Source organism: Corynebacterium timonense (genome assembly GCF_900105305.1).
GTDB lineage: Bacteria > Actinomycetota > Actinomycetes > Mycobacteriales > Mycobacteriaceae > Corynebacterium > Corynebacterium timonense.
The window spans coordinates 1800738-1816148 of sequence record NZ_LT629765.1 but is presented as its reverse complement, the minus strand read 5'-3'; the positions used below and the strand labels follow the sequence as shown (position 1 = coordinate 1816148).

General features: G+C 69.9%; 19 protein-coding genes. 16 read left to right on the top strand and 3 right to left on the bottom strand.

Features of this window, described 5'->3' with window-relative positions:
- Positions 1–23 precede the first annotated feature (23 nt).
- Genes BLT81_RS08540 through BLT81_RS08530 form a run of 3 tightly spaced genes read left to right on the top strand, consistent with a single transcriptional unit; the run spans position 24 to position 2133 of the window.
- On the top strand, positions 24–329 hold the full coding sequence (locus BLT81_RS08540; protein WP_019193997.1) for a hypothetical protein: 306 nt from the start codon (positions 24–26) through the stop codon (positions 327–329).
- An 8-nt stretch (positions 330–337) separates the two neighbouring features.
- Entirely contained in the window at positions 338–1858 is a 1521-nt protein-coding gene (locus BLT81_RS08535; RefSeq protein ID WP_156784094.1) for a hypothetical protein, read from the top strand.
- Positions 1858–2133, top strand: coding sequence for a hypothetical protein (locus BLT81_RS08530; RefSeq protein WP_019193999.1), 276 nt, complete (start codon positions 1858–1860; stop codon positions 2131–2133). The genes BLT81_RS08535 and BLT81_RS08530 overlap by 1 nt, the downstream gene beginning before the upstream one ends.
- Here BLT81_RS08530 and BLT81_RS08525 read toward each other — a convergent pair.
- Positions 2130–3236 (bottom strand): poly(ethylene terephthalate) hydrolase family protein, encoded by a 1107-nt coding sequence (locus BLT81_RS08525; protein WP_456236217.1) that lies wholly within the window; start codon positions 3234–3236, stop codon positions 2130–2132. The two genes, BLT81_RS08530 and BLT81_RS08525, sit on opposite strands and share 4 nt — an antisense overlap.
- Here BLT81_RS08525 and glmS point away from each other — a divergent pair.
- The 11 genes from glmS to groL all read left to right on the top strand — a co-directional run bounded on the left by glmS (position 3150) and on the right by groL (position 12696).
- Positions 3150–5012 carry a glutamine--fructose-6-phosphate transaminase (isomerizing) gene (gene glmS / locus BLT81_RS08520; protein ID WP_081582887.1) on the top strand — a complete coding sequence of 621 codons (1863 nt, stop codon included), beginning with the start codon at positions 3150–3152 and terminating at the stop codon, positions 5010–5012. The genes BLT81_RS08525 and glmS overlap by 87 nt on opposite strands.
- Positions 5012–5692: a hypothetical protein gene (locus BLT81_RS08515; RefSeq protein WP_019194002.1), complete on the top strand. Its 681-nt coding sequence runs from the start codon at positions 5012–5014 to the stop codon at positions 5690–5692. The genes glmS and BLT81_RS08515 overlap by 1 nt, the downstream gene beginning before the upstream one ends.
- A gap of 24 nt (positions 5693–5716) precedes the next feature.
- Complete coding sequence (gene alr / locus BLT81_RS08510; RefSeq protein ID WP_040421221.1) at positions 5717–6784, top strand: alanine racemase; 1068 nt, start codon at positions 5717–5719, stop codon at positions 6782–6784.
- A gap of 9 nt (positions 6785–6793) precedes the next feature.
- Positions 6794–7285 carry a tRNA (adenosine(37)-N6)-threonylcarbamoyltransferase complex ATPase subunit type 1 TsaE gene (gene tsaE, locus BLT81_RS08505; protein WP_019194004.1) on the top strand — a complete coding sequence of 164 codons (492 nt, stop codon included), beginning with the start codon at positions 6794–6796 and terminating at the stop codon, positions 7283–7285.
- Between the two features lie 11 nt (positions 7286–7296).
- A complete protein-coding gene (locus BLT81_RS08500) occupies positions 7297–7803 on the top strand; it encodes a hypothetical protein (protein WP_019194005.1) in 507 nt (168 codons plus the stop codon).
- Positions 7800–8474 carry a tRNA (adenosine(37)-N6)-threonylcarbamoyltransferase complex dimerization subunit type 1 TsaB gene (gene tsaB / locus BLT81_RS08495; RefSeq protein ID WP_019194006.1) on the top strand — a complete coding sequence of 225 codons (675 nt, stop codon included), beginning with the start codon at positions 7800–7802 and terminating at the stop codon, positions 8472–8474. The genes BLT81_RS08500 and tsaB overlap by 4 nt, the downstream gene beginning before the upstream one ends.
- Positions 8471–8983, top strand: coding sequence for a ribosomal protein S18-alanine N-acetyltransferase (rimI, locus tag BLT81_RS08490; protein ID WP_019194007.1), 513 nt, complete (start codon positions 8471–8473; stop codon positions 8981–8983). The genes tsaB and rimI overlap by 4 nt, the downstream gene beginning before the upstream one ends.
- Positions 8980–10026, top strand: coding sequence for a tRNA (adenosine(37)-N6)-threonylcarbamoyltransferase complex transferase subunit TsaD (tsaD, locus tag BLT81_RS08485; protein ID WP_019194008.1), 1047 nt, complete (start codon positions 8980–8982; stop codon positions 10024–10026). Before rimI ends, tsaD begins: the two co-directional genes overlap by 4 nt.
- A 92-nt stretch (positions 10027–10118) precedes the next feature.
- A complete protein-coding gene (locus BLT81_RS08480; RefSeq protein ID WP_019194009.1) occupies positions 10119–10610 on the top strand; it encodes a hypothetical protein in 492 nt (163 codons plus the stop codon).
- Between the two features lie 154 nt (positions 10611–10764).
- Complete coding sequence (gene groES, locus BLT81_RS08475) at positions 10765–11064, top strand: co-chaperone GroES (protein ID WP_019194010.1); 300 nt, start codon at positions 10765–10767, stop codon at positions 11062–11064.
- A gap of 21 nt (positions 11065–11085) precedes the next feature.
- Positions 11086–12696, top strand: a complete 1611-nt coding sequence (gene groL, locus BLT81_RS08470; RefSeq protein WP_019194011.1) for a chaperonin GroEL — start codon at positions 11086–11088, stop codon at positions 12694–12696.
- Between the two features lie 98 nt (positions 12697–12794).
- On the opposite strand, the gene BLT81_RS08465 is transcribed toward groL, so the two are convergent.
- Positions 12795–13124, bottom strand: a complete 330-nt coding sequence (locus BLT81_RS08465; protein WP_019194012.1) for a WhiB family transcriptional regulator — start codon at positions 13122–13124, stop codon at positions 12795–12797.
- A 369-nt stretch (positions 13125–13493) separates the two neighbouring features.
- On the opposite strand from BLT81_RS08465, the gene BLT81_RS08460 reads away from it, so the two are divergent.
- Both BLT81_RS08460 and BLT81_RS08455 read left to right on the top strand, forming a co-directional pair.
- Positions 13494–14096 carry a sigma-70 family RNA polymerase sigma factor gene (locus BLT81_RS08460; protein WP_019194013.1) on the top strand — a complete coding sequence of 201 codons (603 nt, stop codon included), beginning with the start codon at positions 13494–13496 and terminating at the stop codon, positions 14094–14096.
- Positions 14093–14962: a hypothetical protein gene (locus BLT81_RS08455; protein WP_051011441.1), complete on the top strand. Its 870-nt coding sequence runs from the start codon at positions 14093–14095 to the stop codon at positions 14960–14962. The genes BLT81_RS08460 and BLT81_RS08455 overlap by 4 nt, the downstream gene beginning before the upstream one ends.
- Before the next feature lie 18 nt (positions 14963–14980).
- Here BLT81_RS08455 and BLT81_RS08450 read toward each other — a convergent pair whose 3' ends face one another.
- Entirely contained in the window at positions 14981–15352 is a 372-nt protein-coding gene (locus tag BLT81_RS08450; protein WP_019194015.1) for a DUF5319 domain-containing protein, read from the bottom strand.
- Between the last annotated feature and the right edge of the window lie 59 nt (positions 15353–15411).

The following is a 15411-nucleotide window of genomic DNA, read 5'->3' as shown; positions in this document are numbered from 1 at the left end:
GCCCAGGGGGGATATGGGGGACGATGAGTGTTCCGCTGAACGTGGATCCTGAGGTCGCGCGCGCCGAGCTGCGCGCGGCCGTCGACGAGCACCAGCAGGTGATCGCCGATCTGCGCGCGAATCTGCCCGACTTTCCGCCCGGCGCGGCCGGGCAGGGCTTCGCCGACACCGCTGGAGGGCTGTCGCGGGCGATGGTGAGAGTCCAGCAACTGACCATTGAGTTCATGGAAAACCGCGTGGCAGCGTGGGAGCAGATCCTCGCGCTCGTGGGCACGGTGGAGGCGAGCGACGCTACCACCGCCGAGGCGCTCGGTGGGGGTGCGCGCTGATGGGCGGTGTGCTGGACAAACTCTCGCGCATCGTCGTCGACGCGCACTCGATTTCGCTGGCCTCGCCGGCGCAGGTGGCCCGGATCGACGGCTTGGCCGCCCAGATTACGGAGGCGCAGCAGCAGACAGAGGGGATGAACCTCGCGCTCGTGCGTGCGGGCGCCGACAACCTCGTCCGCTCTCGCGGGTCGGGCCGGGGAAATGCGCTGGTCTCCCTCGGGCGTGACGTGCTGGAAAAGATCGTCGCGGAGGTCGCATCCACGTCGTTCATCAACGCGGTGCCCGGGGTCGGCGAGTGGTTCGACAGCGTCGGCATCGGCGAGGACGAAAAGTCGCGGCAGGAGGGGGAAAACCAGCAAGGGGACAACGCCGAGCGCTTGCGCGAGGCGGTGGATCAGTGCTGCACGGCAATCGACGAAGTGTGCACCGCCTCGGACGCGGGGTCCTCGGCGATGCTTGATCTCGTCGCGTTGGTCCTTACGTTGTGCAAAGCCACCCCCTACGGGAGGGCGGTCTCGCTCCTGCTTCCGGTGGCGGAAGAGGGGCTCGGCACCGTGCTGGGGACGGTGCAGGACCGCAACCACAGCATCGACCGGTGCCTTGCCGAGTGCGAGAAGATGTGCCGCGAAGCGGAACAGCACAGGCCTGCTCCGCCGCCCGCGCCGCTCGGGCCGTGCGGTAGTACACCTGCGCCCTCGCCCGCGCCGGTTGTCGACGCGTGCGACCCGCCGCGCCCGGTCGCCCCGGTCGCCCCGGCGTCCGCGGCGGCCGCTGCGACGCATGCGGCTTCCATGTCGCCGCCGCCCGCTCCGGCACCGCCGGCCCCGCCGTGTGAGGTGAGCAACGGGGCCTCGGCAGTCAGCGCGGCGGCGAGCGCGGCGGCGGACATCCGGGCGCTGCCACACCCCGCTGGATCACACGCGCGCCTCCAAGCGGACATCGATATCGACGTCAACGTCGATATCGATATCGCCGCCGGTGCGAGCGGTGCCGTTCCGCCCGCCGTGGGCTCCGCCGCCGGCGCCTGCGCCATCGCCAGCGCCGCCGAGGCGGTGACGGCGATGGCCCAGGCGGGAGCGCAGGGCGTCGCCGCGGCGGTGAGCCAGGCCGAGGCCGCCGTGCACACGACGGTAGAGCAGGTGCTGGCCGCCTGCGACCAGCCCAGCGCCTGTGACTGCACCTGTGACAGCCACCATGAGGAGCCTGACCAGGAGCCTGGCCACGAGCCCTGCGACACCCCGCCCGAACCACCGTGCCCGGAGCCTGCCCCTGCGGCGGAGCCACCGACACAGGAGGCGACGTTCACCCCGCCGCCTGAGCTGGCGCAGGTCAAGGAGCCGACGCCGCCCGCCGACAAGCTGGCCCACATGGCGAACGCGGCGCAGACCGCGCCCGCCGCCCAGAGCGCCGACTCAACGCCCGCCGCGCCGCCGCCTACTGAGCCCCCGGCGCCCGGGCAGCCCCCGACACCCCCGGAGCCTTCACGTCCTCCGACAGGCCCCCAGATTAAGAAAACGAGTGGATGGTAATGGACTTTCTCGAGTTTGTTGAGCAGTACAAGCTGCGCACTGCGAAACGCATGGCGGACTTCGAGGCTGCGATCAACGAGGCCCACCGAAAGATGGAGCAGGCGGGGCGCCAGCAGCAGATGGTCCGGGACCTCAACTTGCGCAAACCACCCATGGACCCGCCGCGCGGCGCCTACCGCCCGCCGCGCCGCGGTGGGCGCGTGCAGCAGATCCTGCAGCGCGACGACCCCACCGGGGCGGGCCCGACGGACACGGAGCCGACCGGGGCAGCTTAGCCCAGTGTGAGCGCGTCGCCGCTGGTGTCAAAGCCCACGAGAGAGGCGATCCCGTCGCCGGTCACCGACGAGACCCCGCCGCCGGAGGCGTCCGGGGCGGAGAAATCGGCGTACTTCTTCTCGCCGCCAAGCTGGTGGAGGAAGTAACCGACCAACAGGCCCCGGACGGTCTGCTGCACCTTGCTGTTCGGGGCGCCCACGCCCGCGAGGCGCTTGAGCAGGCCGTCCTCGGGGATGGCGCGCTGGTTGCCCTTCTTAACCACGCGGTAGACTTTTTCGCCGGCCCAGTTGAAGGCCACCTCGGCGGGGTTGCCGGGGTCGAAGATGGCGTCGCTGTCGGAGTCGGGGCCGATAATCATGCCGGGTAGGAGCACCTCGCGGGCGGCCTCCACGGCCGACGGGGCGGTCGCGGCCGGGTAGACGGCGGCGACGGCGGCGACCTTCGTGTTGTCGACCGCCGCGAGGACGGCCGCGCCGCCGCCCATGCCGTGGCCGGCGAGGCCGAGCTTGCCCGGGGAGACGGTGATGTTGCCGTTGCCGAGCCTCACGCCGGAAAGGATCTGCAGCGTGGTTTCCAGGTCGGCCGCGAGGCCAGCGTGGTCGGGGCGCAGCCCCGTCTCCGTGTCCGGGGCGGCGACGACGATCCCCCAGCTGGCGAGGTGGCGCAGGGTGTCGTGGTAATCGTCCACGCCGCGCATCCAGTCGTGGCCGAAGGCGACAGCCGGGAGGTTTTTACCTTCCTCGGGCGCGTAGACCTTGCCGGGCAGGCCCGTGTAGCCAAGGTCGCCCTCGAGCACGTGGTGGGGCCCCTTCGTGGACAGGGAGGAAAGTTTCTTCAGATTCGCAGACACGCATCCGAGAATACTTGAAAGCGGGGCCGCGGTTGGGCGCGGTGGGCGGTGGGCGGGGCGTCGATAAGCGTGCCGACGGGCGCGGGAACAGGATCGGGGGACAGGATCGGGGCGCGCGGCGCCGCCGTTGGGGAATGGTGCGGCGGGTGGTTTATTGTGATCGCTATGTGTGGAATCGTGGGATACGTGGGCGAGCGGGCCGCGCTCGACGTCGCCGTCGAGGCGCTGCGGCGCATGGAGTACCGAGGCTATGACTCCGCCGGTATCGCGGTGGCGGGCGAGGGTGGCTTCGACGTGGTCAAGCGCGCCGGCAAGCTGGCCAACCTCGACGACAAGATCGAGGAGGTCGGCCGCGACACTCTGGCGGGCGCCACGGCGATCGGCCACACCCGGTGGGCCACCCACGGCCGGCCGACGGATGACAACGCGCACCCGCACGTGTCCTTCGACGGCAAGGTCGCGATTGTGCACAACGGGATCATCGAGAATTTCGGCCAGCTGCGCGAGGAGCTGGAGAAAAGCGGCGTCGAGCTGACCTCGGACACCGACTCGGAGACCGCGGCGCACCTGCTCGCGCTGGCGTACAACAGCGGCGAGACAGCGGGCGACTTCCGGGCCTCGGCGCTCAAGGTGCTCAACCGCCTCGAGGGCGCGTTCACGCTGCTGTTCCTGCACGCCGACCACCCCGACCGGATCATCGCGGCGCGCCGCTCCACCCCGCTCATGGTGGGCGTGGGCGAGGGCGAGATGTTCCTCGGCTCGGACGTCGCGGCGTTTATCGAGCACACGAAGGACGCCGTCGAGCTGGGGCAGGATTCGGTGGTGGTCATCGATAAGGACAGCTACGAGATCCTCAACTTCGACGGCTCCCCGGCCGAGGGCACCCCGTTCACCATCGATTGGGATCTGGAGGCCGCGGAGAAGGGCGGCTTCGACTCCTTCATGATGAAGGAGATCTTCGAGCAGCCCGCCGCCGTGCGCGACACGTTGGCCGGGCACTGGGACGGCGGGCGCGTCACCTTGGACGAGAACAACCTGAGCACCGCCGACCTGGCATCGTTCAACCAGGTCTTCGTCGTAGCCTGCGGCTCGGCGTACCACTCGGGGCTGGCGGCGAAGTACGCCATCGAGCACTGGGTACGCATTCCGGTGCAAATCGAGGTCGCCTCGGAGTTCCGCTACCGCGACCCCATCCTCGACGAGCGCACCCTCGTGCTTGCCATCTCGCAGTCGGGCGAGACCGCCGACACGCTCGAGGCGGTGCGCCACGCCAAGGCGCAGGGCGCGAAGGTGCTGGCGGTGTGCAACACCAACGGCTCGCAGATCCCGCGCGAGTCCGACGCGGTGCTCTACACTCACGCCGGCCCAGAGATCGGCGTTGCCTCGACGAAGGCGTTCCTCGCCCAGGTGGCGGCGAATTACATTGTCGGGCTGGCGCTCGCGCAGGCGAAGGGCACGAAATACCCGGACGAGGTCCGCCAGATCTGGGAGGAGCTGGAGGCGATCCCGGCGAAGATCGAGAAGGTGCTTGCAACGCGCGAGCAGGTCGCGCAGATCTCGCGGACGCTCGGCGCCGTGAAGACGATGCTCTTCCTCGGCCGGGGTGTGGGTTTCCCCATCGCGCTCGAGGGCGCGCTCAAGCTCAAGGAGCTGGCGTACATCCACGCGGAGGGCTTCCCGGCCGGCGAGCTCAAGCACGGGCCCATCGCGCTCATCGAGGACGACCTTCCCGTTGTGGTCATCGTGCCGAGCCCGCGCGGCGTGTCGCAGCTGCACTCGAAGATCGTGTCTAACATCCAGGAGATCCGGGCGCGCGGCGCGACAACCATCGTCATCGCGGAGGAGGGCGACACCGCTGTCGAGCCCTACGCGAACTGGCTGGTGCGCATCCCGCAGTCGCCGACGATCATGCAGCCGCTCCTGGCCACGGTGCCGTTGCAGTTCCTCTCGGCGGACATCGCGCGCGAGAACGGCAACGAGGACATCGACAAGCCGCGCAACCTGGCGAAGTCGGTCACCGTAGAGTAGTGCTCACCGCCCTCACTTTCGCGTTCGTCGACTCGATCAACCTCCTGCTCATCGGGGTGATCGTGGCCGTCGGCATCGCCGTGCCTCGCGCAACGGGCGCAACGGGCGCAACGAGAAGCCGCTACGCGCCGATCGCCGCGCTGCTGATCGCCGGGGACTGGCTCGGCGTGGCCGGCCTGGCGCTCATCATGCTGCTCATCTTCGACGGGTTGGGCCCGGTGGTGCAGCGCTTCGTGGAGGGGCCGATCTTCGGCGTCGTCCTCATCGTGGTGGGCCTGGCCACGGCGTTTCTGGCCCTGCGCGGCGCCGGGAACTCGGATCTGGTGGACAAAATAATGCGGCCGTTGCGCGCGCCGAACCTGCTCACGGTGCTCACGGGCGTCGTTCTCGGCGTGGTGCAGTCGGCGACCTCGGTGCCGTTTTACAGCGGCCTCGCGGTCCTCTCGGCCGCGGGGATCGAGCCGGCGGTGCGCTACGCCTCCCTCGTGCTCTACGCCACGGTCGCGCTGAGTCTGCCGACGCTGAGCGCGCTGCTCGTCGGGTGGGTTCGCGCGCGGCCGGGCAGCACGCTCGGTCGCGGTTTCGCGTGGGCGCGCGAGAATCCGCGCACCGTGGCCTCGACGGCGACGTGGTCCGTGGCGGGCCTGCTCGTCGTGCTGGGTGTGCTGCAGCTGGCGTAGGTGCCGCGGGTCTAGGCTATGCGCATGAGTTTGCTTGCCACCCGCATTGACCTGAGCGCGATCGCGCACAACACCAGCACGATGAAAGCGCTGGTGGGTGGGGCGCGTCTGGTGGCCGTCGTCAAGGCGAATGCGTACAACCACGGCGTGGAGCGCGTCGTGCCCGTGATGGAGGGCGCGGGGGCGGATGCCTTCGGGGTGGCCACGTTCGCCGAGGCCGCGCGGGTACGGGCGCTGACGCGCGTCCCCGTCGTCGCGTGGCTGTGGGTCCCGGGCGAGCCGGTCCCCGCGGGCATCGAGGTCGCCGCGCCCAGCGTCGAGCACCTTCGCTCGCTTATCGACGCCCGAGTCACCGCCCCCGTCCACATCGAGGTGGACACTGGCATGAACCGCGCCGGGGTCGACGAGGAGGACTGGGAGGAGGCGTTCGCGCTGGCGGCGCGCGCCGGGCTGAACGTGGTGGGGCTGATGAGCCACCTGGCGTGCGCGGACGAGCCGGCTAACCCTTATAACGACGTGCAGGCGCGGGCGTTTCGCCGCGCGATCGACCGGGCGCGGGCGCACGGTCTCGACCTGGAGCGCAACGACCTGGCGAACTCCCCGGCGTCGCTGACCCGGGGCGACCTGCTGTTCGACCAAGCCCGCGTCGGGGTGGCGCTCTACGGGCTGGAGCCGGTCGCGGGGGCGTCCCACGGGCTGCGCCCGGCGATGTCGTGGGTGGCCAGGGTGCTCGCGGTGCGCCGCGTCCGCCGGGGCCAGGGCGTGAGCTACGGGTTGACGTGGCAGGCGCCCGACGACGGGTACGCCGCCGTGATCTCCGCGGGCTACGCGGACGGGGTGTCGCGCGCGTGGCAGGGGCGCTTCGACGTGGGCGTGGGCGGGCGGCGCTATGCGCAGGTCGGGCGGGTGTGCATGGACCAGTTCCTCGTGTGGCTGGGGGACAACCCGCACGGCGTGGCCGCCGGCGACGAGGCCGTCATTTTCGGCGCCGGGGGGATGAGCGCGACGGAGCTTGCCCAGAGCGCTGGCACCATTAACTACGAGGTGGTGTGCGCGCCGACGGGGCGCACGCACCGGGTGTATACCGATTAAGGGGAGAGCATGAAGGACACGTTTGGCACGCAGGGCCGCCGCGTATGCGCCACGGCCGCGGAGACGACGCAGCTTGGCGTCGAGCTGGGCCAGGCGCTTGAGGCGGGCGATGTGGTGATCCTCGACGGCCCGCTGGGGGCGGGCAAAACCACGTTCACGCAGGGCGTGGCGCAGGGGATGGGGGTCGTCGGCCGGGTGACCAGCCCGACGTTCGTCATCGCGCGCGAGCACCGCCCGGCGGGCGAGGGGCCCGCGCTCGTGCACGTCGACGCGTACCGTCTGCTCGGCGAGGGGTCCTCGGGCGACCCGTTGGGCGAGCTCGACGCGCTCGACCTGGACACGGAGCTGGAGGAGGCGGTCGTGGTCGCGGAGTGGGGCGGCGGCCTGGTGGAGCAGATCGCCGGTGGCTACCTGCGTGTCGAGCTGGATCGCAGCACGCTGGCCGCCGCGGATCCGGCCTCGGAGGCACGCGTCGTCTCGTGGCGCATGGTGGGGCGCTAAGCTGGGCAACCATGTTGACGTTGAACTCCAAGCACCGGGCCTGGGTAATCGTGGCCGTCGCGGTGTGGCTTGCTGTCCTGGCCGCCATTATTTTCATCCCGCAGTCGCGGGCCGGGGGCGAGGGGCAGGCGACCTACACCAACTCGCTGCAGCGCAGCCTGCGCGAGAGCACCCCCGCCGACAGCGACGCCGTGGTGGCGCAGTTGGTCGACCCCGCCAGGGTCTACGACCCGGCGCTCTACGTCGGCTACGTCACGCTGTGCCCGACCGAACCGGAGCCGCTCGCGGCGGACAAGATCGCGCAGCTGGGCATCGACGAGTCCGCGGTGGACCTCGAGGGCCGCTACGGCTACGTGGTGCTGCTGCCGACCGACGGTTCCGCGCCGGGGCTGGACGAGGTGGATCTCAACGCCGTGGACATCTGCACGATCCCGATGGACACCTCCTACCCGCTGAACGCGCCGCTGCCCTTCTACACCAGCGCTGGCTCCTGGGTCCTGGGGACGGCAGCGTCGTGATCGTCCTCGCCCTCGATACCGCCACGGCGGATCTGATCGTGGGCGTCGTCGACACGGATTCCGGCCGGGCGCTCGCGGAGACCGTCCGCCGCACCCGCGCACACAACGAGGAGCTTATCCCCGCCGCGTCGCGGGCGCTCGAGAGCGCCGGCCTGGGGTTCCCGGACCTCGGCGCGATCGTGGTGGGCTGCGGCCCCGGCCCCTTCACCGGCTTGCGCGTGGGCATGGCCACCGCGCAGGCGCTCGGTCAGGCGCTTGGAATCGCCGTCCACGGAGTGGTCACGCACGACGCGGTCGCGGCCGAGCTCGGCGGGCAGGGGAGCGCGCTCGTGGTCAGCGATGCCCGCCGCCGCGAGGTCTACTGGGCTCGTTACCACGACGGGGTGCGCGTGGACGGCCCGGGCGTGTGCGCCCCGGCCGACCTGCCGGTGCCCGAGGATGTGGATGTGGTGAGTGTGCCCGAGCACCTCGCAGAGGAGGTGCGCGTGCCCGCGCGCCGCGTGACGTATGCGGCGCCGCGCGCCGCGGCGCTCGTCGCCGTCGCGGACCTAGCCGCCGAGCCGGGCCCGCTCGTGCCCTACTACCTGCGCCGCCCGGACGCCGTGCCGCCGGCGGCGGCGCCGAAGTCGCCCGCGATACCGGACGTCGACCTGGGGGAGGGGCCGCGATGAAGATGCGGGAGCTGACGCTTCACGACGCCACACGCGCCGCCGCCATCGAAGCCAACCTGTTCGCCGGCGACGCCCCGTGGTCGCGCGACGTGTTCGTCGCGGAGTTCGCGCAGCCGTACACCTTCTACGTCGGGGCGTTTTCTGACGAGAGCGACGGCAACGACAGCGCAGACGAGGAGCGCCTCGTTGGCTACGCGGGCTTGGCCATGCTGGGCCCGCGCGACGACCCTGAGTTCGAGGTGCACACGATCGGCGTCGACCCCGCCTTCCAGGGCCGCGGGCTGGGCCGCGCCCTCATGGACCAGCTCGTGCACACCGCCGACCTTCTCGACGGCCCGATGTTTCTCGAGGTGCGCACGGACAACGAGCGGGCGATCGCGCTGTACGAAAGCTTTGGCTTTTTCACCCTCGCGGTGCGCAAGAACTACTATCAGCCCTCCGGCGCGGACGCGTACTCGATGATGCGCCACCGCGCGAGCGAGCGGGACGGCGGAAGGGAAGAAGAATGATCATCCTCGGCATCGAGACCTCCTGCGACGAGACCGGCGTGGGCATCGTCGAGCTGCGCCCGGACGGCACGATGGATATCCTCGCCGACGTGGTCGCCTCCTCGATGCAGGAGCACGCCCGCTTCGGCGGCGTCGTGCCCGAGATCGCCTCCCGCGCGCACCTGGAGGCCATGCCGCAGGTGATGGACCAGGCCCTGCGCGAGGCCGGCATTGCCGCCCCCGATGCGGTGGCCGCGACGATCGGGCCGGGCCTGGCTGGGGCGCTGCTCGTGGGTGCCTCCGCGGCGAAGGCCTACGCCGCCGCGTGGGGGGTGCCCTTCTACGGGGTCAACCACCTGGGCGGGCACGTTGCCGTGGCCACCCTCGACGGCGAGGCGCAGCTGCCGCACTCGGTGGCGCTGCTCGTCTCTGGGGGCCACACCCAGCTCCTCGAGGTCAGAGCCGTGGGCCGACCCATGAAGGAGCTCGGGTCGACGCTTGACGACGCCGCCGGTGAGGCCTACGACAAAGTCGCCCGTTTGCTGGGGTTGGGCTACCCGGGTGGTCCTGTCGTCGATAGGCTTGCCGCGCGCGGAGACCGCGAGGCGATCGCTTTCCCCCGCGGGCTCAGCAAGGCGGAGGACCTGCGCGGGGAGCACCGCTACGATTTCTCGTTCTCTGGGCTGAAAACAGCGGTGGCGCGCTACGTCGAGGCCGCCGAGCGCGAGGGGCGGGTCATCTCCGTCGAGGATGTGTGCGCGTCGTTCCAGGAGGCGGTGTGCGACGTGCTCACCGCCAAGGCCGTCCTCGCCTGCGAGGACACGGGCGCGCGCACGCTGTTGCTCGGCGGGGGCGTTGCGGCGAACGCTCGGCTGCGCGAGCTCGCGGGTCAGCGCTGCGCGCAGAAGGGGATCGAGCTGCGCGTGCCCCGCTTCGCGCTGTGCACGGACAACGGCGTCATGGTCGCGGCGCTGGGGGCCCAGCTGATTCATGAGGGGGCGGAGCCGTCCGACCTGGGCGTGGCCACGAACCCCACCCTCGAGGTGGAGACGCCGCTGGTCTAGGGATGATGCGCTGCTGAAGTCGGCGAATCAGGCTAGCGTGATCGGTGTTCGTTCCCCTTGCTTTTTTCACCGCGTGGAAAGGTGCTGCCCCCATGACCCCCGAAACCTCTGCGACCTCTGCGACCCCGACGACAACCCCGACCCCCGCTGCCGCCGAGCGCTTCGGCGTTCTTGTCCAGCCGGATTGTGACTACCGGCGCGTCATCTTCCGCCCGGAGGACGCGAGTCGGCTCATCGGCGCAGTCGAGGCCGCCGCGACTACCGCCGCAGCCTTCGAGCAGGAAGGCGAGCGCTACGCGCTCTTCTTCGACCCGCTGGCGGACACCCAGGGCGGGGAGCCGAACCCGGTGGCCTCCCTGGCCCGCAACACGGCAGATACCGCGAACCCGGAGTTCTTGGCGGACCCGACCCGCGCGATCTGCGGGAGCGTGCTGTTTGCCGCTCAGGAGGGCGGCAATCTGGGGGAGGCGACGGTCGAGGCCATCGCGCAGGCGGTGCGCGCCGTGAGCAACTACCGCGCCGACAACGAGGACGAGTACGAGCTGTGGCGCAACGCGGTGGTCAACCGTCGAGAAGCCGAGTAGGCGGCGCCGTCGGAAGTGTTGTTGTTTAGCACTCGAGAGGGTAGAGTGCTAGCAGGTTGTTTCGAGCACAGTTGTTCACCCGCGACGACGGCTGCGCCCACGAAGAACCGCTGACACTGAACAAGGCTCAACACATCACGAAAGGTTGTTGATCATGGCTAACGTCAACATCAAGCCGCTCGAAGACAAGGTCCTCGTCCAGATCGCCGAGGCCGAGACCACCACCGCCTCCGGCCTGGTCATCCCCGACTCTGCCGCCGAGAAGCCGCAGGAAGCCGTCGTCATCGCCGTCGGTCCGGGCCGCCTGGACGACAACGGCAACCGCGTCGCCATCGACGTCAAGGAGGGCGACACCGTCGTGTTCTCCAAGTACGGCGGCACGGAGCTGAAGTACAACGGCGAGGAGTACCTGCTCCTGTCCGCCCGCGACCTGCTGGCCGTCGTCGAAAAGTAAGCAAAGGGGGCTTAGCCACCAATGGCAAAACTGATTGCATTTGACCAGGAGGCCCGAGAAGGCATCCAGCGCGGCGTGGACACCCTCACCGACGCGGTCAAGGTCACCCTCGGCCCGCGCGGGCGCAACGTCGTGCTGTCGAAGGCATGGGGCGGCCCGACCGTGACGAACGACGGCGTGACCATCGCCCGCGACATCGACCTCGAGGACCCCTTCGAAAACCTCGGCGCCCAGCTGGTGAAGTCGGTGGCCGTCAAGACCAACGACATCGCCGGCGACGGCACCACCACGGCGACCCTGCTCGCGCAGGCGCTTGTCTCCGAGGGTCTGCGCAACGTCGCGGCCGGGGCGAACCCCATCGAGCTGAACAAGGGTATCGCCGCCGCCGCAGAAAAGGTCGTCGAGGAGCTGAAAAAGCGCGCCACCCCGGTGTCCTCCTCCGCGGAGATCGCCAACGTGGCCACCGTCTCCTCCCGCGACCCCGAGGTCGGCGAGATGGTTGCTGGCGCGATGGACAAGGTGGGCAAGGACGGTGTGCTGACCGTCGAGGAGTCCCAGTCCATCGAGTCCTACGTGGACATCACCGAGGGTATCTCCTTTGACAAGGGCTTCCTCTCCCCGTACTTCGTCACGGACCCGGATGCCGGACAGGCGGTCCTCGAGAACGCGCGCGTCCTCCTCGTCCGCACCAAGATCTCCTCGCTGCCCGACTTCCTCCCGCTGCTCGAGCAGGTGGCCAACGAGTCGGTGCCGCTGCTCATCATCGCCGAGGACGTCGACGGTGAGCCGCTGCAGACCCTCGTGGTCAACACCCTGCGCAAGACCCTGAAGGTCGTCGCCGTGAAGTCGCCGTACTTCGGCGAGCGCCGCAAGGCCTTCATGGACGATTTGGCGGTGGTCACCCAGGCCACCGTGATCGACCCGGAGGTGGGCATCACCCTCAAGGACGCCACCCTCGAGCACCTCGGCTCGGCCCGCCGTGTCACGGTGACCAAGGACGACACGATCATCGTCGACGGCGCGGGCTCCGCCGAGGCCGTCGAGGAGCGCCGGGCGCAGATCCGCCGCGAGATCGAGACGACCGACTCCACCTGGGACAAGGAAAAGGCCGAAGAGCGCCTGGCGAAGCTCTCCGGCGGTGTCGCCGTGCTGCGCGTCGGCGCGGCCACCGAGACCGAGGTCAACGAGCGTAAGCTGCGCGTCGAGGACGCCATCAACGCCGCCCGCGCCGCGGTGCAGGAGGGCATCGTCGCCGGCGGCGGCTCCGCGCTCGTGCAGATCTCCCGCGAGCTGCAGTCCTTCGCCGAGGAGTTCACCGGCGAGCAGAAGACGGGCGTGCTGTCCGTGGCTCGCGCCCTGACCAAGCCCGCGTTCTGGATCGGCGACAACGCCGGCATCGACGGCTCCGTCGTGGTGTCCAAGACCGCCGAGCTGGGCAACGGCGAGGGCTTCAACGCCGCCACCCTGGAGTACGGCAACCTTATCGAGCAGGGCATCATCGACCCGGTCAAGGTGACGCACTCCGCCGTCGTCAACGCCTCCTCCGTCGCCCGGATGATCCTCACTACCGAGGCCTCCGTGGTGACGAAGCCGGCCGACGAGGGCAACGACAACCACGGGCACGCCCACTAGGCGCGTCCGGCCCTAGGCCGCGACAACGCCCCGGCGCCTCCGAGAAGGAGGGGGCCGGGGCGTCGTGGCATACGCCTTCCGCGCCTTGCGGCGGGTGCCTAGCGGGACGCGGCGGGGACCTTGGCGCTGGGCGTAGATACGGTGGCGTTCGTCGCGCCGCTGCGCAGCAGCGCCTGGCGCTCCGACTCGCTCATGCCGCCCCAGATGCCGTAGGGCTCGGCGACGCGCAGTGCGTGCTCGCGGCACTCGGCGAGGACGGGGCAGGTGTAGCAGATTGCCTTGGCCCGGTTTTCGCGCTGCGCCCGGGCGCGACCGCGCTCACCGTCTGGGTGGTAGAAAACCTCCGATGCCTCTCCACGGCACGCGCCGTGCAACTGCCAGTCCCAGAAATCCGCGTTGGGGCCGGGGAGGAGATGAGGTTGAGACATGGATCGTGACTCCTTATATACGTAACGGCGTTCACGGCGTGGTCCGCTCGGGCACTCCACCCGGGCAGGTTGCACCTGTGCGGTGCGCCGGTAGGAATGCTTCCGAAGCAGAGTTAACGGTGGGTGTCGGGGCGGTAACCGCCACCTTGAACATGTGTACGCGCTGTGAATTCACGCGGTTCTACCTGGGGTTTCGCCCGAGGTTAAAGCTCCGTGAATTTCTGGTGTGGCGCTGCGGCGTGGTGTAACGCGCGATAATGTGCCGGTCGCGCGAGAAACCGAGGGGCCAGCGCGTAGTATGAATCTCTGATAAAAGCCCGGCCTGCGCCCCCCGCGGGGGTGAGTGCAAGAGTGGATGGAAGGAGACCGATGGCGACGAGCGACCTCGACGACGAGCTTGCCGAGCTTGTTCCGCGCGCATCCGCCGGAGACCGCCGCTCGCTCCAGCAGGTTGTTCGGCTCATCCACCCGCCCGTGCTGCGCTACGCCCGCGCCCGCATCGGCGGCGGGCGGACCCCCACCGCGGAGGACGTGGCCCAGGAAATCTGCCTCGCCGTTGCCTCCAGCGTCGAGCGCTACGTGGACACCGGCAAGCCGTTCATGGCCTTCGTATACGGTATTGCCTTTAACAAGGTCGCCGACGCCCATCGCGCCATGGCGCGCGACAAGCTCAACCCCACCGAGGACGTCCCAGACACGGAATACACGGGTGGCACGCCCGAGGACTTCGCGCTGGTGAGCGATGGTAGTAACAGAGTGCGGGCGCTGCTCGATTCTTTAAGTGACAAGGCGCGCGACATCCTCATCTTGAGAGTGTTCGTCGGGCTCTCCGCCGAGGAAACTGCCGAGATTGTTGGTAGTACGGCCGGGGCAGTTCGAGTCGCCCAACACCGCGCTCTTGCCACACTGCGCACAACCATTGAGGGCTCAACCATTGACGGCACGCCCATGAAAGAAGGGGAGGACGCATGACGCGTCGTAATTTTGCGGGAAAGCCATCCCGGCCCGATGGCGTGTCCGCGCACCTTCAGCCGCTTGTCGACGATGACGAGTTCCTCACCGCCCTCTCCCACGGAGAGGATCCCACTAGGGGGGCGGATGACCTGGCTGCGCTGCTTCTAGAGCTGCGCGCCGACGTCAACGCTCAGATGCCGCCCGCACCGACGATCGCCGGAGCCGAAGACGGGGCAGAGGACGGGGACGCACACGGCGGCGGCAGCACCGTCGTTGACCTCGACGCTGAGCGCAGCAGGCGGCGTTCCCTCAGCCCCTGGCTGTCGGGGCTGATCGGCGCCGCAGCGGCGACCGTGGTGGTGGCCGGAACGGGGTCGGCGCTCTACAACGCCACGCCGGGCTCGCCGCTGTGGGGCCCCGCCACCGCGGTGTTCGGCGACCGCGCCGCCGTCGTCGAGCTCGCAGGCACGCTCGAAGAGCTCGAGGCGGCCAGCGCCTCGGGCGACGACAACGCGACTCGGGGCCTGCTGGAGCAGGCGCAGATGTTGCTGGGCATCATCGCCGGCAACGACGGGCAGGACAAGGGCGCCACCCCGAGCACCACCGTCACCGAACGCACGACCGCCCAGCCTCCCACGCCGAGCGGAGACCCCGCACCGCCCGCGGCGCCCGTGCCGGCCTCTCCGGCCCCGGCGACGGTGACGCAGACCGAGACGGTCACCGTCACCGTGACGCCCGCGCCCGCGCCGTCAAGCGAGAACCCGGCGCCGGCGCCGAGCAGGCCGAGCGAGACCACGCCGACCAGCCCGACGACGACGGTGCAGCCGAGCCTGCTGCAGCCCGCGTCGCCGATCGCGCCGGCGGCGGGTGTGGCGGCCGAGTAGGCGTCGACAAGCAAGCCCTTAGCGGGCGCGGAGCCCGTCGATGTAGCCGAGGGCGTAGTCCCAGGTCACGTAGGCGTCGACGTTGGGCTGCGCGCTCGGCTCGTGCACCGGGGGCAGCTCACCGCGCAGGCTGGCGAGCATGTTCTGCTCCATGATCTCCCAGTCGTAGTAGTGCACCTGCTCGCAGTCCTCGCACGTGAAGTAGATACCGAGGATGCCGCGCGGGCTGAGGTTGTGGATGAACTCGCGGACCTGGGCGAGGTCGCGGATGACGTCGATGCGCTCCTGCGGCGACAGGGGCTGGGCGACCTCGTCGTCCTCGATGAACGACGCCGGGTCGTTCGGGTCGTCCGCGAAGGGGTCGAGGGGCATCATGTCGTCGTAATTCACACCTCACCACCCTATTGCGCGGCGGGAAGCCAAGCAATTCCCCCGGGGGCCGTGCGCGG

Excerpts from the sequence above, each read along its gene's own strand:
- BLT81_RS08540 (WP_019193997.1), top strand. The coding sequence starts at position 24 with ATGAGTGTTCCGCTGAACGTGGATCCTGAGGTCGCGCGCGCCGAGCTG.
- BLT81_RS08530 (WP_019193999.1), top strand. The coding sequence starts at position 1,858 with ATGGACTTTCTCGAGTTTGTTGAGCAGTACAAGCTGCGCACTGCGAAA.
- glmS (WP_081582887.1), top strand. The coding sequence starts at position 3,150 with ATGTGTGGAATCGTGGGATACGTGGGCGAGCGGGCCGCGCTCGACGTC.
- alr (WP_040421221.1), top strand. The coding sequence starts at position 5,717 with ATGAGTTTGCTTGCCACCCGCATTGACCTGAGCGCGATCGCGCACAAC.
- tsaE (WP_019194004.1), top strand. The coding sequence starts at position 6,794 with ATGAAGGACACGTTTGGCACGCAGGGCCGCCGCGTATGCGCCACGGCC.
- BLT81_RS08500 (WP_019194005.1), top strand. The coding sequence starts at position 7,297 with ATGTTGACGTTGAACTCCAAGCACCGGGCCTGGGTAATCGTGGCCGTC.
- rimI (WP_019194007.1), top strand. The coding sequence starts at position 8,471 with ATGAAGATGCGGGAGCTGACGCTTCACGACGCCACACGCGCCGCCGCC.
- tsaD (WP_019194008.1), top strand. The coding sequence starts at position 8,980 with ATGATCATCCTCGGCATCGAGACCTCCTGCGACGAGACCGGCGTGGGC.
- BLT81_RS08480 (WP_019194009.1), top strand. The coding sequence starts at position 10,119 with ATGACCCCCGAAACCTCTGCGACCTCTGCGACCCCGACGACAACCCCG.
- groES (WP_019194010.1), top strand. The coding sequence starts at position 10,765 with ATGGCTAACGTCAACATCAAGCCGCTCGAAGACAAGGTCCTCGTCCAG.
- groL (WP_019194011.1), top strand. The coding sequence starts at position 11,086 with ATGGCAAAACTGATTGCATTTGACCAGGAGGCCCGAGAAGGCATCCAG.
- BLT81_RS08465 (WP_019194012.1), bottom strand. The coding sequence starts at position 13,124 with ATGTCTCAACCTCATCTCCTCCCCGGCCCCAACGCGGATTTCTGGGAC.
- BLT81_RS08460 (WP_019194013.1), top strand. The coding sequence starts at position 13,494 with ATGGCGACGAGCGACCTCGACGACGAGCTTGCCGAGCTTGTTCCGCGC.
- BLT81_RS08455 (WP_051011441.1), top strand. The coding sequence starts at position 14,093 with ATGACGCGTCGTAATTTTGCGGGAAAGCCATCCCGGCCCGATGGCGTG.